Raw genomic sequence first — 23,729 nt, 5'->3', positions numbered from 1 at the left:
ATGGACGAAAGGAGCGGTCAGGTGAACGGTATAGAGGAGAGCATACGAGATGTAAAACGCCTGGAAGAAGAGGTTCTAGTCAAGCTTCTTTGGGTGCAGCTGCAAGCTGCCGGCTTCTTTAACCGAGAGCGGCAATCCAAGGAGGGGCTGGCCGGATTGCTGGGCCAATCTCGGCTTTACGATAGATGGTTGGAGACTAGCATCGATTATTTGCTTCGCTATGGCTTTATATCGGAGGTTGTCGGTGAATACGTCGTCGATCCGAATCGGAAAGAAGACCATGCAGCCCTCTGGGCCCAATGGGATCGGCATTTAGAGCAGTGGAGGGATCACCCGGATTCCGGCGCACAAATGATCCTTGTCGACGCTGCACTCCGAGCACTTCCACAGGTGCTGTGCGGAAATACGGCCGCTACGGATATTATATTCCCGAACGGATCGATGACACTTGTCGAGGGTGTCTACAAAAACAATCACATCGCGGATTACTTCAACAAGATCGTATCGGATCTTACGCTTGCGTTTATTAAGGAACGGGTTCAAGAAGATCCTGCTGTCCGCCTGCGCATTTTGGAAATCGGCGCAGGAACGGGCGGAACAAGCGCACGGGTGCTGGCTGGACTTAAACCGCTGCAGGAGCATATTGCAGAATACTGCTATACGGATATTTCTCAAGCGTTTTTGCTTCATGCCCAGCACGAGTACGGACCGCATTACCCGTTTTTGACCTATCGTCTATATGATGCCCAGAAGCCGGCGGCGGTGCAGGGCTTCGAGGAAGGCGCATTCGATCTTGCGATTGCAACCAATGTGCTGCATGCAACCCGAAATATGAAGACAACGATCCGAAGCGTCAAGACGGTCCTGAAGCACAGTGGTCTGCTGCTTCTCAATGAAATGAGCAGCAGCAATCTGTTCATCCACCTGACGTTCGGTCTGCTTGAAGGCTGGTGGCTGTATGAGGATCAAGAGCTTCGGATGCCGGGATCACCGGGTTTGACACCCAATTCGTGGCGTTCGCTGTTGGAGGAGGAGGGCTTCCTCGATGTGTTTTTCCCTGCTGAGCATTCACACGGTCTCGGACAGCAGATTATAGTAGCCGAAAGCGACGGTGTAATCCGCATACGAAGTCAAGAGGATGCATCGGATCACGCTGCAGAAGAACAACCCCAGCGGAAGCCAATTGCTCGTACAACGCTGTCCGCCAAAAAGAATGAACAAAGCCAGGAGGTGCTCCGCGAGAAGAGCAGAGAACGACTGAAGGCGCTCATCTGCGAAACGCTGAAAATTCCATACCAGCGCATGGAGACATACGTGTCGCTGGAGACATACGGAATCGATTCGATTCTGGTCGTACAGCTTACGGAAGCACTCCGGCCCCATTTCGCTAAAATAAACAGTACGCTATTTTTCGAGCACGCAACGATTAATGCGCTAGCCGACTATTTGCTGCAAGCCCATCCGGAGGAGATGCTTCGCTTCACGGGAATGGAGAGACAAGCAGTAGGCAGCTCCATTTTCGATACGCAAGAAGTGTCCGATAGCAATCTAGCGCCAGATCGTCATATGGAACCGGCAGCCCTTGAGCCGATTAACGAACAGCAATCCGTCATCGAAATGACGAGGAGCGAAGCGGCGGGCAAACAGGATGTCGCGATCATCGGCTTATCCGGACGTTATCCAGGGGCACGGAATGTAGAACAGTTCTGGGAAAACCTTAAACACGGAACAAATTGCATTACCGAAATCCCATCCGACCGGTGGGATTGGAGACTCTACTACGACGAAGAGCGGGGCAAGGAGGGCGCTGTCTATAGCAAATGGGGCGGATTCCTGGACGATATCGACAAATTCGACCCGCTATTCTTTCAGATTGCGCCGAAGGAAGCCGAACGAATGGATCCGCAAGAGCGGATTTTTTTGGAAACCGCTTATGCAAGTATAGAGGATGCCGGTTATACCCCTGAACGTTTAAGCCGTTCAGGGAAGGTTGGTGTTTTTGTCGGGGTGATGAACGGCAATTATTCGACTGGGGCGAATTTCTGGTCCATTGCAAACCGACTATCTTATCTTATGAATTTCCAGGGGCCGAGCCTGGCTGTCGATACGGCATGCTCCTCCTCGCTCACTGCGATCCACCTTGCGCTCGAGAGTATCTATTCCGGTACTAGCGAATGCGCGATTGCGGGCGGCGTTAATTTGATCGTAGATCCCGTTCACTACAAAAGGCTAACTTCGATGAACATGCTCTCCTCCGGCGATCAATGCAAATCCTTCGGTGCACAAGCCGACGGATTCGTCGATGGAGAGGGTGTAGGCGCGGTTGTCCTCAAGCCGTTGCATGCGGCGATTGCGGACGGCGATCATATTTACGGCATCATAAAAGGAAGTATGCTGAATGCCGGCGGCCGGACGAACGGCTATACGGTACCCAGCGCTTCCGCTCAAGCGCAGCTGATCCAGGACGCATTAAAGCGGTCTGGCGTACATCCGGGGGCCGTCAGCTATATCGAAGCTCATGGTACTGGAACGGAGCTGGGTGACCCGATTGAAGTCGAGGGGCTGACGCGAGCATTCTCGCCGCTGGCCGGAGAACATGGCTATTGTGCGATTGGATCCGTTAAATCGAATATCGGCCACTGTGAAAGCGCGGCTGGCATAGCGGGACTGACCAAGGTGCTGATGCAAATGAAGCATGGGCAGCTTGCGCCGACTTTGCACGCGGACGAAGTGAACCCGAATATCGCCTTCGAGCACACGCCTTTTGCGGTGCAGCAGCGGCTGACGGAATGGAAACGGCCCGTCGTCGTCTTGAACGGGGAAACAATCACGTATCCCCGTATAGCCGGCATATCCTCCTTCGGTGCCGGAGGAGCGAATGCCCATCTTGTCGTCCAAGAGTTCACAGAGAAGGCCGAAGACCGTCCGGATTTGGCACAGCACGCTTCCATCATCGTTTTATCCGCGATGAACGAGGAGCGTCTGGAAGCGAACGTCCGCCAGTTCGCCGAAGCCCTCGGGGCAAGGACATGGCGGAATGAGGAGCTTGCAAGTATTGCGTTTACGCTTCAGATTGGCCGGCAGGCGATGGAGGAGCGTTTAGCCTTCACCGCAGCGTCAATTGCCGAGCTAAAGGAAAAGCTGGAACAGTACAGGATGTACGGCGCCGGCCCCGGCATTTATCACGGACAGGTTAAGCGGGGAAGAAATTCGTTTCAAGCACTGGCAGCAGACGATGATATGCAGACGGCGATTGATGCCTGGTTTGCCAAGGGAAAGTACGGTAAGCTGCTTGACCTTTGGACGAAAGGGCTTGAAATCGATTGGCAGAAGCTCTACGGCGGCAAACCGCCGCGCAGGGTGAGCCTGCCGACTTATCCGTTTGCCAAGGAACGCTATTGGCTCGCTGCTTCTGAACCGGATGCCATTAAGGTCCCTTTTGAAGGGATGACGTTTCAGGAAACGTGGCAGCCAGATGAATGGAAGGAAGTGCTGCGGGAACAGCCGAGGACGGTCGTTTGCTTCCTTTCGGATTCACACCGTCAACTAGAGCTGACGGAAGCCGTTAACCGCTTAAGTCCGAAGACAAAGCTGGTTTTTGTGTCACGGTACGAGGGCGGAGCGTTGAATACATGGCCGCATTCCATAGATAAGTGGGATTCATCCGGCTTCGAACGGGTGCTGGCGGACGTCAACCAGACAGAGGCGGTAGAAGCCATTCTGTTTTTATGGCCTTTGGAGACAGGGCCTTCAGCGCAAACGACGGACGAACTAACCGCGATCATCCAAGGGATGCATGCCTCTGGCCTTACGTCGACCAGGCTGCTTGCCGCGGCGATGTGCTCTACGGATATCGAACGCTGCCATGCGGAGTCTTGGATCGGCTTTGAGCGTTCGATCGGCCCGCTTATGAAGGATGTGCGGATGTCTGTTCATCTCTTTACGGACGGTTTTCAGGCGGAACGCTGTTCGGGTCGCAATCTTTGGGAGTCGTTGTGGATGGAGCTTGGACAGGATAAGGTGCGAAGCTCTTTATATACAGGGGGAGAGCGGCATGTTTGTTCTGTGCGCGAAACCCGGCTTCAGCCGAAAGCGACCAAATTCCGACGGGGCGGCATTTATCTCATAACAGGCGGCTTCGGTGGAATCGGCATGGTCGTTGCGGAGCATTTAGCCAAAACGTATCAGGCCAAGCTTATCCTGACAGGTCGGTCATCCATTGATGCTGGCAAAAGATCGATGATGAAAAAGCTTGAAGCGGCAGGAGCCGCCGTATTCGCGATCCAAGCGGACGTGTGTGACTATGCCGCCATGAAGAATGGACTTGCTGAAGCTCGGGCTGCTTTATCGGGAAGCATAAACGGTGTTATCCATGCAGCCGGTACGGAAAGCGGCCGTAGCATTCTGGAGAAGAAAGCAGAGCAATTCCACGAAGTCATACAACCGAAGATTACCGGCACGCTTTTGCTTGATGAGCTGCTTCAAGAAGAACGCGAGCTTGATTTTGTTGCTTACTTCTCGTCGATATCCGCTGTACTGGGCGATTTCGGATCGTGCGATTACGCTGTCGGTAACCGGTTCATGACCGCCTACGCGGAGCGGGCTTCCCGCGTTCGTATGGGAGATCGACGACATGGCGGGTCGATTGTTTCCATTCAGTGGCCGCTGTGGAAGGATGGCGGCATGAGTGTCGGGGATCAGGCCATGACGAAAATGTATCTTCAAGCAAGCGGCCTGCGTGCCTTGGAAGCCGAGCAGGGGATTGCGCTGCTTGAGCTTCTGTTAGCACAGGATGAGCCTAATCATCTTGTGATGGTTGGGAATCGGGAGAGCGTCCTCCGCTCTCTAGGTCTGGAGCTGGCAACTGAACAGAAAGCGGTAAAGCCGGTGAAGGCGGCGCCGTTGACATCAATCGCGAAGCGGGCAGAACAACGTGTCGAGCCGCATGTAGAAGAGCTGCTGGAGGAAGAACTGATGGCGCACATCAGTCGAATAGTCGCGATCCCGATTGACCGGATCGACAAGGAACAGTATTTTTCCGATTTCGGCTTCAATTCCATCAGCTTTGCCGAGCTGGCTACATCGCTGACCAAGCATTACCGTATTGATCTTACGCCAGCCGTCTTCTTCTCCTACCCGACGGTGGAGAAGCTTATCCATTTTTACTTGCGGGAGCACCGTGACGACCTGACCGGGTTTTACAAGGACAGATTTGAGGTTCGTCCTGATGGTGTACTGGATGTTCATCAGGAAGCAGTTGCTCCGGAATCCATTCATACGGAGCCATCTAAACCGATTGAAGAACCCGCCGCAGCGGTTGAAACACAAAGCCATCCATTTCCGGAGCCCATCGCAATTATCGGCATGAGTGGACGGTTTCCTGAGGCCCGTTCGGTTGAAGACATGTGGCGTATTCTCCGGGAGGGCCGCGATGTGGTTCAGCCGATGCCAGAAGAACGAAGCACTCTCATGAACGGTGAGAACTGGACGTGCGGATGGGTGCCGGGCGTCAGCGAGTTCGATCCTGCCTTCTTCGAAATCTCTCCGCGCGAGGCGGAGCTGATGGACCCAAGACAGCGGCTGTTATTGCAGGAGTCGATGCGAGCGCTGGAGGATGCAGGATACGGGAGCAAGCAGTTACGGGAAGGAAATATCGGCGTTTTTGTCGGAGCCGAGGATGGCGACTACCAGTTCATCGCGAAAGGGGCAGGCAGTGTGACCTCCACGAACAATGCGATACTGGCATCCCGCCTTTCGTACTTCCTTAACCTGAGCGGACCTGTTATGTCAATCAATACCGCTTGTTCCTCCGGGCTGGTCGCCGCCCATCAAGCATGTGTCAGCCTTCGCAACCGTGAATGCGATACGGCTATCGCCGCCGGTGTTAACCTTATGCTGACGCCGTTGTATTTGAACGGGATGAGGGAAGCGGGCATGCTCTCGCCGGACGGCAAATGCTATGCCTTTGACAATCGGGCGAACGGTATGGTACCGGGCGAGGCGGTCGTCGCCGTCGTGATGAAAAGATTGTCTTTGGCAAAGAAAGATGGCGATCCGATTTATGCTGTCATCCGCGGCAGCGGCATCAATTATGATGGCAAAACGAACGGAATTACGGCACCGAATGCAGCAGCACAGGCCCGTCTCATCCGTTCGGTGTACGAGCAGGCCGGCGTGAATCCGAAGCAGGTTGAGTATATCGTTACGCATGGAACGGGTACAAAGCTGGGGGATCCTGTCGAAATCCACGCGCTTCAGGAAGCGTTTAAAGGGGCAGCGTTGCACGAAAGTACATGCGCGTTAACCTCTCCCAAAACTAATTTTGGTCATAGCTTCGCAGCTTCAGGCCTGGTCAGCCTCGTTAATCTCGTCCAGGCGTTCCGTCATGAGACGATACCTGCAAGTCTTCATATAGATAAGGAAAACGACTATATCCGCTTTGAAGGGAGTCCGTTCTATGTGAACCGCGAGCCGAGGCCATGGCGTTCCAGCTCAAGCGCGCCGTTAACCGGTGCCGTAAGTGCGTTCGGCATGAGCGGTACGAATGCCCATTTCGTCCTTCAGAGCTACAACGAGAGGCAGTACAGCAGCTATTCCGGTCAAACAGCGTATTATATGCTACCCCTTTCAGCAAAGAGCGAGGATGCGCTTTTGCGGAGAATAGAAGATATGCGCCATTACATGGCGAGCCAGCCTGCATCGGTGGAATTATCACAAATTTGCCGTACGCTTCTCGAAGGCAGACAGCCGTTTGCTTATCGTTGCGTAATCGTTGTATCCAGCAAGGAGGAAGCGGTAGAAGCCTGGGTGGCTGCGGCTGAGAAGCGATCTAGCCCGCACATTTTGTTCGGACAAGTAGAACGGATGTTTAAAGCCGACAAGGCGAAGGAGCAGGAAAGGGCCGATTGGCTTCATAAAATTCCGTCTATGGACAAGGCTTCGAGTGAATACCGGGGAGCATTGATCGCGCTGGCCAAGTTATACTGCCAAGGCTATAGCGTGGACGGGGATTTATTATTCGGGGATGAGAGGCAAAGTCGTATCCATTTGCCGGTATACCCGTTCTCTCGGGACCACTATTGGGTGCCGGCAGCACCACTTGAGACCTCAAGTAGTGCTACAGCAGACTCCCATAAGCCCGATACGACACGATTGCTCTGCAAAGAATGGATAGAAGCGCAGGCATCGGCCGACGGTGAACCGCCAGGTAAAGTCGCGATCGTTACTGAGGATGGAACCCGCGAGCTTGCGATGGAACTTAAATCCCGGCTTCCCGGCGCTGTCGTCCTTCATTCTCGCCAACTCGATGAAATGACAGCGGGAGAGGTCGAGGAGATGGATTTCGATGCTTGCATTGACCTTTTAGGCTGTAGCAGCGAAGTGGATCGGAGCCTGGAAGGATTGCCTTGGCTCCAGCGACTAATAGACGTAAGACGAAGAAAAGGGATCAAATTGATCGGCGTAACGAAAGGTCTTGAGCGATTCCGCAGCGATGCCGTGGGATTATCCGGAGCTTGCATAGCCGGACTATACCGTATGCTGCAAAGCGAATACGCCAATATTCATTCCAGGCATGTCGATCTGGATACTTCGGATAATTGTAAAGTCTGGGCGGAACAATTGATTGCAGAACTGCATTGTAACAGCGAGTGGCCAGAAATTTGTTACCGTAAATCCGTGCGTTACCGCGCATGCCTACGGGAGCAAGAGACGGCACAGAATGTCAGGCCGTTTTCGTGGCCGGAGGGGCAAGTGTTGTGGATTACCGGCGGAACGCGAGGACTAGGCGCATTGTGTGCACGCCATTACGTTGAAACCATGGGCGTGAAAAGGCTGGTCCTGCTCGGGAAAGAAGCGCTGCCTCCACGGGAAGAATGGGAATACGAGGCGGTCCAGACTTCACCAATGGCGAATAAGATCCGTTTGGTAAAGGAATTGGAGAAGATAGGGGCAGACGTGCGGACGCTCGCCATCCCGCTAACGGATACCGATGCACTAAAGCAGGCGCTTCTTGATATTCGAGAGGAATGGGGACCGGCAGGAGGCGTGATCCACTGCGCGGGCGTCGGCGATCGGGAGTATCCGGCTTTTGTTCACAAGCCAACCTCTGTTATACGGCAGGTATTGGAGCCGAAAGTGGAAGGATTAATGTCCGTATGGGAATGTTTCAAGGATGAGCCGCTTGCCTTTTTTGCTCTATTCTCGTCCGTATCGGCGGCTGTTCCATCGCTAGCTGCGGGACAAAGCGATTATGCGATGGCCAATTCGTTTATGGATTATTTCGCGCAGGCTCATGCGAATCAAAAGCCCATTATCAGCATTCAGTGGCCGAGCTGGAAAGAATCGGGCATGGGCGAGGTACAAAGCAGCGCCTTCCTTGCCACCGGTATGAACAGCCTGACCGATCGGGAAGGGCTGAGATTGCTCGATCATATGATTGCAAATCTGCCGGGAGCGGTCGTTCTGCCTGCTGTCGTTCAACCTGACAAGTGGCAGCCGGAGCGTCTGCTTATGCGGCGACTTGATAGCAGTTTCAGCACGCAGGCTCCCGCTTCTGACCCATCGGAAGTGCGCTTGGAGTCACAAGCATCGCTGCCGGGAGCCGTACGTTCATGGCTGTTGGATTTATTTGCAGCAGAATTGAAGCTTGAACGATCCAAGCTGGAGCTTACCATACCGATTCAGGATTATGGTGCAGACTCGATCATATTGGCGCAATTAATTCGGACAATAAGCCGCACCGTAGGTAAGGATATCGATCCATCGGTACTTTACGAGCATACAACCATTCAGTCGCTCGCAGATTGGCTGACGGCCTCCTACGGCGAGCCGCTTACCCGGGCGTTGCTGTCGGGAAGCCAGAAGTGTCAGGAGCATGAACAGTCAATGCCAATTCATGATTTTAGAGATGCTCCTTCAATGCCTGTAGCGGAGATCTCCCGTCAGTCCATTCATCAGGAACGAATCGGCGAGGAGGATATTGCGGTCGTCGGGATGTCCTGCCGATTTCCGGGAGCAAAGGACTTGACCCATTATTGGTCGCTGCTCACGGAAGGCCGAAGCGCGATACGGCCGGTCCCAGAGGAACGATGGGGGAGCGCCCAACCTTATTATGCAGGGCTGCTGGATGAGCTTCGCCATGCCGATCCGTCGTTTTTTCATATTCCGGATGAGGATGCCAGAGCGATGGACCCGCAGGCGTTGCTCATCTTGGAGGAAAGTGTAAAAGCGCTTCATCACGCAGGATATAACCGAGCAGACGTAAAAGGGAAGGCCGTTGGCGTTTATATCGGTGCCAGAACCCAGTATTGGCCGGGCGAGGAACTGCTCCTTCAAACGAGAAATCCGATCGTTGCAGTCGGCCAAAATTACTTGGCTGCCAATATATCCCGTTATTTTGACCTAAGGGGTCCCAGCATGGTGATCGATACGGCCTGTTCCTCTGCCTTAACTGGGATGAGCATGGCTATTCAAAGCCTGCGGAGCGGGGATACGGTGTCCGCATTGGTGGGAGGGGTCAGTCTGCTGAACAGCGACTTCTCGCACAAACTATTCGGTCAGCGCGGCATTCTGAGCAAAAGCTCGACATTTCATGTCTTTGACCGCCGAGCTGATGGCGTTGTACTCAGTGAAGGCGCCGGCGTTGTCCTATTAAAAACAGTGAAACAGGCGCTGGCAGACGGAGACCGCATCTATGCGGTTATCAAGGGAATCGCCGTAAATAACGATGGGAGAACTGCAGGGCCGACGGCTCCAAATATGCAGGCGCAGAAGGACGTCATGCTCGCTGCCTTAAAGAAGAGCGGCAGAAAGCCGTCTGACGTCTCTTATATCGAAACGAACGGCTCAGGCTCGGAAGTAACCGATCTGTTGGAGCTCAAGACGATCCAGCAGGTTTATGGCAACGGTGGAAATGCCGCAATTGCATTGGGCTCCATCAAACCCAATATCGGTCACCCGCTAAGCGCCGAAGGGATTGCGAGCTTCATTAAGGTTGTGCTGATGCTCGATCATGACCAGTTTGTACCGTTTTTATCGGGCGAGCAGCCGATGCAGCATTTTGATTTGGAAGCGTCCCCGTTTTTCTTTCACCGAGAAACGAAGAACTGGAGTGAATCGGTTCGAACAGCGGCGATAAACTGTTTTGGGGACGGAGGCACCAATGTTCATGCAGTTTTAGAATCTTGGCAGGAAGAGCGTTCAGGAGACGCCATACGGAAGCCGCTGCCTTGGCCGGAAGAATGGCAGGAAAGCAGAAAACAGATCAGCGTATCATCGTCTGATTCGCAGAAGGTCAAGAACCGAACGAATATATGGAAAATGAAAGCGGAAGAGCGGAAGGTCAACAGTCCGAAATCATTCTGGGGCGGAACGAAACCCAAATAACCCCATCGGGCTTAGGGGTAGCGCATTCAAGGGGGACTATTTCATGAAAGAACAATTTTTATTAAGCGGCGATCATCCGATCCTGAGCAATCATAAAGTCTTTGGTCAGGAACTGCTGCCCGGTCCGGCTTATGTCGACCTGATCTACCAAGCATTTCGGGATAACGGGTACGATTGGAGAGAGCTGGAGCTTTGCCATGTATCGATCTATCATCCCTTGACGGTGGGTCACGATTACGAGGTGCTGATCGATATTGTTGTGGAAGAGAAGGAAGCAGGATGCTGGAGCATTGTTGTAGAAGGCCGCGAATCGCGGGATGGAGCAGTCAGCCCGGAGGCGAAACGATATGCCGATGCCCAAATGCGGAAGATTCAACCCGTTTCATTTGATAAGACGATCAATCTCGGGCAAGTCATAAATCAGGCGGAGGCTTCCGTCGATCTGGAGGAGGCCTATGCGCAGTTTCGTGCGCTGGGCCTCACTCATACCGGCATGATGAAAGCGGAAGGGCATACCTTCCAAACTTCAACAGGCGTGCTCATCGAGCTTGCATTGGATCGCAATTCGCGCGACAGCGCCGAAGACGTGCTGTTTCATCCCACCTTGTTAGATGCTAGCTGTGTAGGTGCCTCGCTATTGCTGCGAACGCTTGTCGGGGAAGAGCAACAATTGTTTCTGCCCTTATATTTTGAGTCCTTTCGTGCGGAGCAGCTCATTCAAGAGCGCTGCTATACACAGGTTCTCACTCCCAGTGTTCAACGAAAGAACGAATTGCTCAGCATGACGCTGGAGCTATTCGACAGCAAAGGCTGCAAAGTAGCAGAAATGAAAAACTACACGATGAAGCTGGTGAGGGCGGCATCCGGGATCGGTTCATCTGCCGTCTCCGGAGGTGGGGATGACCCGTCCGTCACAGAACCGGCGCCGGCTCCAGTCAAACAGGGGCATACTCTCATCGGGGAGCGCACTCCTGCCGTTCAGGCGGCCACTTTTCTAGCTGGCATCTTGGCTGAGCGCTTGGATATGGCTGAAGCGGATCTCGATCAGAACGCGGGCTATTATGAGATGGGAATGGATTCCTCAGGCTTGCTGGAGATGGTTAAGAGAATTGAAGCGAAGGTAGGAGCAGTGCTTCCGCCTACGCTGCTTTTTGAATATACGACGATTGCAGATTTATCCGTTTACTTGGCCGAACAGTACGCTTCGGTATTTGCGGATGAAAGCTTCGCACCGGCACCGGGCGATGGGATCAATGCCCCCCGATTGCAGCTTGATGAACATCCGGACAACAGGAAGACACCTGCGGATCCCAGCAACCGCTCAGAAGCATCAACATCGCAAGAAGAGGATATTGCAATCATCGGAATGTCAGGCCGTTTTCCAGGGGCAAGCGATCTCCGCGAGTTTTGGCAAAATCTGAAGGACGGTAAAGACTGCATCAGCGAAATTCCCCCTTCACGATGGGATTGGAAACAGTTTGAAGACTTAAAGTCTCCTTCGGGCAAAGGGGTTTCCAGATGGGGCGGCTTCATTGACGACCCGGATTGCTTTGATGCGCCGTTCTTTCGCATATCGCCTCGCGAAGCGGAAATCATAGACCCGCAGGAGCGGATTTTTCTTGAAACCTGCTGGGAGGCCATTGAAGATGCTGGATACCGTCCGTCCAGCCTCGTAACGCCAAGAGGACCGAACAAACGGAACCTTGTCGGCGTGTTCGCCGGTGTTATGCATAAGGATTATGCACTTCTCGGGTCGGAGCTTATGGCGCAAGGCGTGCTATTCCCGCTTTCTTTGAGTCACTCGTACGTGGCGAACCGGGTTTCCTACTCGCTTAATTTCCATGGCCCCAGTCTGGCAGTCGATACGCTGTGCTCCGCATCTCTAACAGCTGTCCACATGGCGGTAGAGAGCATCCGGCGTGGAGAATGTGAAGCTGCAATTGCGGGCGGTGTCAACTTGACGCTTCATCCTGGCAAATATAAAACGTTCGGCATGGCCAACATGCATTCGAGCGACGGTTATTGCCGTACGTTCGGTAAAGACGGCGACGGGTTTACATCCGGAGAAGGGATTGGCGCGGTCGTACTAAAACCACTAAGTGCCGCCGTCAAGGATGGCGATCAGATATATGCCGTTATCAAAGGCAGTTCAATCAACCATGTGGGTGCGGTTAGCGGCATTACGGTGCCCAGTCCGGTTGCACAAGCTGAATTGATTGAAGACTGCCTGAATAAGGTTAATATTCATCCGAGAACGATCAGCTATCTGGAAGCACACGGCACAGGCACGTCGCTCGGCGATCCCATCGAAATCCAAGGACTGGTGAAAGCATATTCCCGCTACACGGATGACCGTCAATATTGCGCCATCGGTTCAGTCAAATCTAACGTCGGTCACGGCGAGTCCGCTGCCGGGGTTTGCGGGTTGATTAAGGTTGCGCTGCAGATGCATCATAAAACGTTAGTGCCGTCGTTGCATTCCGCCGAAACGAATCCTTATATCGATTTTGAGCAATCGCCATTCTACATCCAGAGGCAGTTAGAGCAATGGGAGCAGCCTCGGGTGATCGAAGCAGGAAAGGAAACGGTATACCCGAGAAGGGCAGGGATCAGCTCCTTTGGCGCCTACGGCTCAAATGCGCATGTCATCTTGGAGGAATGGGTACCGCAGCCTTCCTCCGCGAGCGGCGAGCCGTCTGCCGTCATTGTGCCGTTATCGGCCAAAAATGAAGATCGCCTGAAAGCGTATACGGATCGGTTAGCGCGATTCCTTGGAGATGAGGCTGGATGCGTAGCTAGCGTTAAGGAAATGGAATCACATAGCGGGCTGGCGGCCAATATTCTGCGAATGGTTTCAACTGTTCTGAAGGTGGATGAACAAGACATCGATTTCGATCAAGACTGGTCGGAATACGGCATGGAAACGGCACACCTGTCTGCTGTCCGGGAACAGCTGCTGCGGGAATATGAAATCGAGACTGACAGCATCGATTGGTATGAGATTCGATCGATCTCAGATGCCGCCGAATCGCTGCATCTGATTCTGAATCGGAATCGTCATGCGGAAGGCGGGGCATCTCAGGAGATGAGCTTGTCGTCCATTGCGTATACGCTTCAGACCGGACGCGAAGCAATGGAAGAGCGAGTTGTCTTTCTAGTCAGCAGCATTCGGGAACTGGTCGAGAAATTGAAAGCATATGCGGATGGTAAACCTTCCATTCCGAACTGCTGGAAAGGTCAGCTGAAGAAAAAGTCCAGCGTGTCGGCGGATGTGGCCAAGGCTGACGACCGTTGGTTTACAGAAGGAAAGATGGCTGAAATCGCACAGTCTTGGGCTCAGGGCAGCGATATTGAATGGGGACGACTTTACCGTACCGATAAACCGAGAAAAATGCATCTTCCGGCCTATCCTTTTGCGAAAAACCGATACTGGCTGCCGGTTGCGGCGAAACCGCAGGACAGCCTGCCAACAGCGGTACAGCAAGTAGGAAGCACAGCCAAAGCGGCAAGTCCGACCTCGCCTCAGGGAGAAAGCTCAGCCGTAATTCCAGCTTCGAACCGGGACTCGGAGAATGACGCTAACCAACGTATCGTGGAAGCTGACACAGGTACCGGTTCGCAGGATATGCTGCGGCAGTTTACTCCGGTGTGGGATACGTTTGCGGTTGAGGCGGAAGGCGATTATTTCCCTGCCGTAACGGAACGGATCGCTGTATTTGGTCTCTGCAACGAACGTTTTGCGCAAATCCAAGCCCTATATCCGGGTTCCGTACATTTTGGTAATGACGAAGACGTGTCCGTGGCTGATATCAAGCGGAAGATTTCCGGCTTTGAGGATATCGGGCACTTTATATGGGTAGTTCGTGATCCTGCTGCTATAGACGGCGGTGTAGACGATGCGCTGATTACTGCTCACAATCAGACTACGCTTAGCTGCTTCCGGTTTATTCAAGCGTTGCTGCAATCCGGCTACGGTTCAAGGTCGGTCGGACTCACGGTCATCACGACCCAGGCCCAAGCGGTATACAAGAAAGACAGCATAAAACCGGCACAGGCAGGCGTTCACGGACTGATCGGCTCGCTTGCTAAAGAATATCCAAACTGGATGATTCGTCTCATCGACTTGGAGTCGGATTCGAAATGGCCGGTGTCCGAGATGTTCCGGATCCCTGCAGACCGGAGGGGCGGGGCTGCGGTATACAGAGGGCGTGAGTGGCACCGTATGCAGCTGATTCCAACTATTCTTCCCGCTCCGAAGGCGCCAGTGTACCAGAATGGAGGCGTATATGTCGTCATCGGCGGCGCCGGCGGGATCGGCATGGTATGGTCGGAGTATATGATTCGTACCTATCAAGCGCAAATCGTATGGATTGGCCGCAGCCCGATGAATGACGCTATTCGAACCAAAATTCACAGTCTTTCAGATCGTGGTCCCGAGATTCGGTATTGGAGTGCAGACGCATCGGACATCCATTCGCTCTCGCAGGCTTATGCCGAGATTAAGCAACGCTTTGGCTCTGTAAACGGCGTCGTCCATTCGGCAATGGTATTAAACGAGTACAGCTTGGCTGAAATGGATGAGGTTGCTTTTCAAGCCGCGCTCTCCGCTAAAGTTGACGTGAGCGTCAGGATGGCGCAGGTATTTCGCGAGGAACGGCTAGATTTCGTATTGTTCTTCTCATCGCTCATCAGCCTCATTAAGAATCCGCAGCAGGCTCATTATGCCGCCGGTTGTGTCTTTAAGGATGCTCTCGCGCACTTGCTGGCACAGCAGTGGTCTTGCAGCGTGAAAGTGCTGAACTGGGGATTCTGGTCAAGCGACAAGGTCGAGGATACGGAAAAATATCGGATGCTGCAGGAGCTTGGAATCGGGCTGATCGAGCCGGAGGAAGGGATGCAGGCGATCGAGAGAGTGCTTGCCCAGCCGCAATTGCAGCTGGCCGTCATGAAAACGACGAAGCCAATCCCAGTCGAAAGCATGAATCCCAAAGAAGAAATGAAGGCTCTTGCTGCAGGGGAGCGGTTCGCTGAAGCAGGCCGAAGCCTGCCGGCCGCCTCTGAGCGACCCGATATCGGACAGCTGAAGCGTGAGAACGCGGAGAAGACCGATGAGATGAACGGACTTCTTGGCAGGCTGTTGTTCGTGCAGCTTCGGCAAACGGGGTTATTCGCTTCCGGAACGTTCGATCTGAAAAAGGCAATGGCTGTTGCAGGAATCGCCGAAGATATGTATGCCGAATGGCTGAGTCAGAGCGTTACTATTCTCGTAGAGCTCGGGCTGCTGTCCCGCAGCGGCCATCTTCTGTCGGTTACGGACACGGCAAAAAACGATCACGGGGCGGTATGGGAGCAGTGGGGGCAGCATACCGCTAAATGGCGGGAGGACGAGAAAACAAGAGCGCAAATCGTATTGGTGGAAACAACGCTGAAGTCCTTGCCTGCTGTCCTTACAGGGAAATCTGCAGCGACCGACGTGCTCTTTCCGAACTCGTCAATGGAACTTGTCGAGGGGATTTACAAGAGCAATCCGGTAGCCGATTATTTCAACGATGTAGTGGCCGAGGCAGCCCTGCATGTTGTCAGACAGTGTGTACAGGAAAATCCGAAGGCGCAAATTCGTATTCTGGAAATCGGTGCGGGTACAGGCGGTACGTCTGCGGGCGTGCTTGCCAAGCTAGCTCTCTATAAGACCCATATTGCGGAATACTGCTATACCGATCTATCCAAAATGTTCCTACTCCATGCGCAGAAGGAATACGGCCCAAGCTATCCTTTCCTCACGTACCGCACGTTCAACGTAGAGCAAGCTCTTGCGCAGCAAGGCATTGATGCCAGTCAGTATGATCTGGTCATAGCCGCGAACGTCCTTCATGCTACGCGTAACATGCGGACGACGGTTCGCAACGCCAAAGCGGCATTGAAGCCCGGAGGATGGCTGCTATTAAATGAAATTAGCAACGGCGCCCTATTTACCCATCTTACGTTCGGACTGCTGGAAGGCTGGTGGCTGTATGACGATCCCGGCATTCGGATTCCGGGCAGTCCAGCGCTTTCACCTGAAAACTGGCAGCAGCTGCTTGAACGAGAAGGCTTCGGTGCGATCGGCTTCCTAGCCCAGGATCATCACGACCTGGGACAGCAAATCGTTGCGGCACAAAGCGATGGAATCATCAGACAGCCTAGATGGGAACAAAGGAAAGGAATAAGCGCTCAGCAGTCTGCAAGTCAATCCGTTTCAACATTGACGAAAGAGCGGAATGATGCAGCACATACGGATTCCAGAAGTGAAAGCGAAGACAGCTTATTTGCCTTAAATGAGCAGATGCTCCAGGATGAAATCAAATCGTTGATTGCCTCCCAGCTGGCAGAAACTCTGAAGCTGGATGCGTCATCGCTCGATATGGATGACTCTTTCGCAGACTACGGGCTTGATTCCATTTCTGGCGTGCATATCGTCAATACGCTTAACGAACATTTGCAGATTGAGATGAAGACGACCATTCTTTTTGACTACAGCTCGATTAATCAACTAGCTGGTTATTTGCTGTCTGCGCATAAAGAGGCTGTCGTGTCCGCATTTAGCCACCGACTCGACGCCGTTTACGAGCAAGGCTCAATTTCTCTCGAAAGGGAGGAGCAGGCTGTCCATTTCGAATCCTTGCAAACGAAGGCGTCCGCGCAGCCGGCCGAGGCCGCTGCATCCGTTCGGGCTACGGAAGCAGCAGTTAAAGAGCCCATCGCCATAATCGGTATGAGCGGCCGCTTTGCCAAATCGAACACGCTGGATGAATTGTGGGACCATTTGGCGCAAGGTCATGATCTTGTTGAAGAAGTTACCCGGTGGGATCTGTCGAAGTATGCACCCAAAGGCAAGCCTTACTGCAATCACGGCAGCTTCTTGGATGAGATCGATAAGTTTGATCCGTCGTTCTTTAATATTTCCGGACTCGAGGCTACCTATATGGATCCTCAGCAGCGCATGTTCCTAGAGGAATCATGGAAGGCGCTGGAGGATTCGGGTTATGCGGGCCAGAGCGTAGAGGGTCGTGCCTGCGGCGTGTATGTCGGCTACAATATTGGCGACTATGTGCACCATATCGGAGACAACTCGCCTCCGCAAGCGATGTGGGGGAATGCTCCATCCATTATTCCTGCAAGAATCGCCTATTATTTAAATCTGCAGGGGCCTGCCGTTACGGTGGATACCGCCTGCTCCAGCTCGCTTGTATCCATCCATCTTGCCTGCCAAGGCTTATGGACCGGAGAGACCGAAATGGCGCTGGCAGGGGGCGTGTTTGTCCAAACGACGCCAACGTTTTATATCAATTCCAACCGGGCCGGCATGCTGTCTCCTTCAGGCAAATGTCACACGTTTGATAATCGGGCGGACGGCTTTGTACCTGGCGAAGGGGTCGGTGTCGTCGTTCTGAAGCGGCTGAAGGATGCCATTGCCGACGGCGACCATATCCACGGGGTTATTAAGGGGTCGGGTATTAACCAGGACGGGACGACAAACGGCATTACCGCTCCAAGCGCCAATTCGCAGGAACGGCTGGAAAAGTCCGTCTATGAGCGTTTCGCCATTCATCCGGAGCAGATTCAAATGGTGGAGGCGCATGGCACCGGAACCCGTCTCGGCGATCCGATTGAGTTCGAAGCATTGAACAGTGCCTTCAGCCATTACACGGATAAAAAGCAGTTCTGCGCGATCGGAACCATAAAAACAAATATTGGTCATACAACCGCAGCTGCAGGTGTCGCGAGCGTTTTCAAAATTTTACTGTCGCTACGAAACCGGCAAATCCCGCCTTCCTTGCATTATGAGACGGGCAATGCGCATATCAAGTTTTCCAGCAGCCCGTTCTATGTCAATACGGAGATGAAAGATTGGGCGGTTCCACCGGGCTCAAGGCGGATTGCAGCCACCAGCTCCTTCGGCTTCAGCGGCACCAATGCGCATATGGTCATTGAGGAGGCTCCAGCTCTTTTGCGCATGCATGCATCGAGGCCGTTTTACCTCATTACGCTGTCAGCCCGCAGTCGGGAACAGCTGAGGCAGCAAGTCGAGCGGTTGTTGGAGCATTGCGAGCGGGTACCTGGCATTGATGCGGGAAACATCAGCTATACACTGCTGGTTGGACGCCGTCACATGAATCACCGGTTGGCGTGTATCGTCAAAGACGCAGAAGAGCTAAAACAGCTGCTCTCCAACTGGCTATCGCGCGGTAAAATGGCGCAAGTGTACGTATCCGAGTTAGCGGAAAATGACGTTCGCGAGCAGCAATCGTTAAAGCGATTCGGCAATGCCGCGATCGAGAGCTGCCAGACGTGCACGAATCCAGGCTTGTATTTGGAGCATCTGTCCACGGCAGCCGAATTGTATGTTCAAGGCTATGCGCTGAATTACAGTCAGCTGTTTGCCGGCGACTCCTATTCGCGTGTTCCGCTTCCGACGTATCCGTTTGCCAAAGAGCGCTACTGGGTTTCGAATACTGACTATCCGCCGCGGGATCCACAAAGACGCGAACCTATGAAAGCGTCTAGCGAATCTTTGCCTCTGAACCTTCAGCGCGCTTCATTGAAGGACACTTCAGGCCTATTGTTTCAAACGGTTCTGACGGGGACGGAGATTTTCTTGACGGATCATACAGTTCGAGGTCGAAAGGTGCTACCTGCCGTCACCTATCTGGAGATGGCGCGGGCGGCTGTGACGGCAGCATGCGAAAAAGGATCAGGTTCGCCAACGTCCCCCGTCTTGCTGCGGCATATCGGATGGGCGCAGCCAATCGTCGTGGAAGATCGTTCCGTCACGGTGAACATTCATCTACAGCGTAATTCCGAAGCGGACTTCTTCTTTGAAATTTATACGGAAGCATCGGGTCATCCGTCGGGAAGAACGGTTCACTGTCAAGGAACAGCGGCATTAGACGAATCTGTTCAAGTGCCACCTCTTGAATTGCTTGAAGAACTTCAGACTAGATGTGACGTTGGACTGATCACCGGCGCCCAATGTTATGACATGCTTGCCCGTCTGGACATGGATTACGGACCCGGCCATCGTGCCATTGACCGAATCCAGGTCGGTAAAGGCGAACTGCTGGCCCGTTTGGAAATTGCGGCTTCCGTCTTGTCCACACTGGAGCATTATGTGCTTCATCCGGGCATGATCGATTCGGCGCTGCAAGCATCAATCGGAATGGCAGCATTACCTTTAGAGTCGGAGGGAGGAATTGGCTCGGAAGCAGCATTAAGGCCGGGACTTCCTTATGCACTGGACCGTTTGGTGATTTTGGGTCCAAGTACAGCGGTCATGTGGGCATGGATTCGAAGAAGCTCCGGAAGCACCGCAACAGGGTCGATTCAAAAGCTTGATATCGACATCTATGATGAGCATGGAAAACACTGCGCGATGCTGCAAGGCCTCTCTTCCGACGGCATGACCGTCGATCCCGCAACGGAAGCGATGCAGAGCCAGCATGGCATTCAATCGCTATACGCTACGCTGGCAAGTGGGAAGCACCAAGTTGCGGTGACTAACATGGCTTTGAGCACAACGCCGCTCATGGAAGAGTTGGCGACAGCGCAGCAAGCTCCCGCGGCCGAGTGGCAATTAGATAGAGAGAACCGGCTCGGATCAGACAAGCTGTATGAGAGAACGATACACTACTTAAGAGAGACCCTGTCATCCTATATACGCATGCCGCTGCACCGCATGGATGCCAAGACCTCTTTCAGCAAGTTTGGCATTGACTCGATTATGGCGCTGCAGCTTACGGAACATCTTGAGAACGAATTAGGCTCGCTACCGAAAACCTTGTTCTTCGAGTATGAAAATATACAAGCGCTGAGTGAATATCTTCTCGGTCATTATGAGAGTAAACTACGTCGGCTGCTTGCGCCCGAGCTTACACAAGTGATAACAAACGCAGCTTCACCAGTCTTAGCGGCTGCTCATTTATCCGTTACGCCAGCTCCAGCGGCGACAAAACCAGCGTTAAAGCAAGTAACGCTGACCCGCGAGGAGATATCCGAGCGTCAACTTGCGTCCGATATCGCGATTATCGGATTGTCGGGCCGCTATCCGGGAGCGGACGATTTAGACCAGTTCTGGGACAATCTGAAGAGCGGGAAGGATTGTATTGAAGAAATACCTGCTGTTCGTTGGCAAAGCGGCAAGTATTATGATCCTGAGAAAGGCAAGCCGGGCAAGAGCTACTGTCAATGGGGCGGGTTTCTGAAAGATATCGATCAATTCGATCCGCTCTTCTTCCAGCTCTCACCCCTGGAAGCGTCTTATATAAACCCGCAAGAGCGGCTGTTTCTCGAATCTGTATTGAACACGCTGGAGCAAGCGGGATATACAAGCCAGAGGCTTGAGCATGAGTACGATAGCAAGGTTGGCGTGTATGCCGGTTGTATGAACAATCATTATCATTTGCTTAATAAGGACCCGTCGAAGGAGCCGCTTCTTGCTCTGTCCTCGTATAGCTCCGTCGCCAATCGGGTGTCCCATTTCTTTAATCTCAAAGGTCCGAGCATCGCTGTCGATACGATGTGCTCTTCCTCGGCGGTCGCGATCCATATGGCTTGCGAAAGCTTGCGGAAGCGTGAATGCGAGCTAGCGATCGCCGGCGGTGTCAATCTTTCACTTCATCCGCAAAAGTATGTCGGCTTAAGCATGTTGCGTTTAGCTGGCAGTCATCCCGGAAGCAGAAGCTTCGCGGACGGGGACGGTTATTTGCCATCGGAAGGAGTCGGTTCGGTCCTATTAAAACCGCTGGTCAAAGCCATCGAGGACGGTGATTCCATATTAGCGGTGATTAAATCAACCGCTGTCAATCATGGCGGACAGACAAACGGCTACGGAGCGCCGAATCTGAATGCGCAAGCCCAATTGATGGAAGAAAGCATGCGCCAGGCCGGCATAATACCAGAGTCGATCAGCTATATCGAGTGTGCGGCTAACGGGTCATCCATCGGCGATGCAATTGAAATGGCGGCGATGAACAAGGTGTACCGCAATCATTTCGGTACGAAGCGTACTCTGCCGATTGGGTCCGTCAAATCCAACATCGGGCATGGGGAAGCTGCCTCGGGCATCGCCCAATTAACAAAAGTCGTTCTTCAGTTAAAGCATCGCCAGCTTGTTCCGACAATCGGCTCGGACACAGCCTTGAATCCGAATTTACGCCTTGAGGAAACGAATTTCCGTATTCAGCGGCATTTAGAGGAGTGGCAACAGACGGAAAATGAAGCGCCACATGGCGGGAAATTCCCGCTTCGCGCGGCGATCAGCTCCTTTGGTGCCGGCGGTACGAATGCTCATCTGATTGTCGAGGAATATGTGCCGCCTGCTGAAGAGCCGTCTGTACAGGAAACAGGAAATCAATTATTGATCCTCTCGGCCAAAAGCCGGGAACGTCTGAAGGAAGCCGTGTACCATGTACGTCAGTATGTGAAGCGGAACGAGGAGCTTTCGCTGAACGATCTGGCCTATACGCTGCAGGTCGGTCGTGAATCCATGGACTTCCGCCTTGCCGTAACAGCGAGCAACAGGGAAGAATTGATGGCCGCGCTCTCGTACTATCTGGATGATACCGGCAGTTCGGATAGTCCGCTTTCCGGGAGCTTCGGGTTATACGAAGGAAATGCGGGAGGACCTTCGGATGATATGCTCAGGCTCCTTTCTGGTAAGAATGGCCAGATGTATTTGAAGCACTTGATGGATGAACTTGATGTCGAGAAGCTTGCCATCTACTGGTCAAAGGGCGGCGATATGGACTGGAGGGAATTGTATCGCAGCCGAAGAAAGGGGAGAATCGTACCATTGCTCACTTACCCGTTCATCAAGCAGCGCTGTTGGCTTGAAATCCAACCGGAAGCGGGCTTAGAGCGGACGGAAGCTGAGATGAGCAAGAACGATGAGATGAGCGTACAAAAGGCTCAGCTTGCCATGAAAGGGAATGATGCAAAGACAATCGTCTTAAACAGCGTCGCTCTACTTCTTGGCATGATGCCGACAGAGATTCAATTGGACAAGCGATTGATGTATTACGGATTGAGTTCGCTTCATCTCGCGCAATTGCTTGCAGGCCTACAGAAAGTGGCTGCTCCGTCGATGGAGCTCCCCGATCTGTTGACTTGCGAAACGATTCAAGACTTAATCGACAAGGTGCAAGCGAACTTCCCGCCGGAAATCGATGATCTTCATGTTGACGGCTCTTTTTTGGAGGAGAACGTCAATCAGCAGATCATTCGGCTAAATTCTATTACAGATGGAAGGCCGGTATTTTGGATTCACGGCGCATCCGGAGGCGTGGAAGTATATCGTTCTTTGGCGGCGTATGCGGACAGACCGTTCTACGGTATCCAATCGTTCAGCGGTACCGGCGATGAAGCACCTGAGGGCATAGTAGCTATTTCTTCCCAATATGTCCGACTCATCCAAGCGATTCAGCCGGAGGGCCCTTATGATCTTGGCGGATATTCGCTCGGCGGTATGTTGGCCTACGAAATGACGCGTCAGCTGCAGGAAGCGGGGGAGACCGTATCGTCTTTGGTCATGCTGGACACGATGTTTAGCCCAGAGATCCAGAGGACGACCCTCGATCAGAATTCTATAGCCCTGCAAACCGTTAACATGGCGTTGGCAGCCATCCATGGCATTGTCTCCACTGATGAGAAAGGTAATCTCATTCATAGGGATGAGATTGACTGCGACAACGGATTCGATGTATTCTTTGAACGCCTAACCGAGCTAGCCGAGCATAGAGGACTGGATATTCCTAAGCGGCTGCTGGAGAAGCAATTTGAGCGTCAGTTTTCCATGCAGCAGCGCTACAGGTTGATAGACTATAAACCCCTGCCTCTGCCTGATGAGGTGACTTGCTATTACTTCCGAAACCAGAGTGGGGTGTTCATGGGACCATGGGAACCTTATTTAACGGCTAAAGAAGGAACTGTTCCATTCGACCATCTGCCTTACTGGGAGGAATGGGTTCGACAGATCCCGCAGGCGTACGTGATGGACGTTGAAGCCTCGACACATATGACAATGCTCGAAGACGAAGCCTCAAGGCAAACGATTTATGCGTTCTGCGAGAAACTTTATGACAAGCGGCCGCTTTCGGCACGGTTTTTTCAATCTTTCTATAAGCAGCACGCCATGCTCGTATAATACACTGAAAAAAGCGAGGTACGCAGATGCGTATCTCGCTTTTTTTGTTGTACGCAGCCAAGAGCAAGGGTGTCCATCGTTAGGTGGAATCTGAAGAAAGCCAAGGTACATAAACCCAATTTGAGGCTAGGATAGCCGGATGATCCTGCCAAACAAGGCAGAGTCC

At 53.0% G+C, this 23,729-nt stretch carries 2 protein-coding genes; both read left to right on the top strand.

All coding sequences use genetic code 11. The annotated features are described in order from the left end of the window. Positions 1–21 precede the first annotated feature (21 nt). The gene (locus tag HP401_RS06265) at positions 22–10,386 is read left to right on the top strand and encodes an SDR family NAD(P)-dependent oxidoreductase (protein ID WP_173604459.1); all 10,365 of its coding nucleotides are present in this window, start codon (positions 22–24) and stop codon (positions 10,384–10,386) included. 43 nt (positions 10,387–10,429) lie between these two features. Then, entirely contained in the window at positions 10,430–23,563 is a 13,134-nt protein-coding gene (locus tag HP401_RS06260) for an SDR family NAD(P)-dependent oxidoreductase (protein WP_173604458.1), read from the top strand. Positions 23,564–23,729 lie beyond the last annotated feature (166 nt).

Origin of the sequence: Brevibacillus sp. HB2.2 (genome assembly GCF_013284275.1) — a bacterium.
Classification (GTDB): domain Bacteria; phylum Bacillota; class Bacilli; order Brevibacillales; family Brevibacillaceae; genus Brevibacillus; species Brevibacillus brevis_D.
Note: the sequence above shows the minus strand (reverse complement) of the source record. Positions and strands in the feature narration are given on the sequence as shown.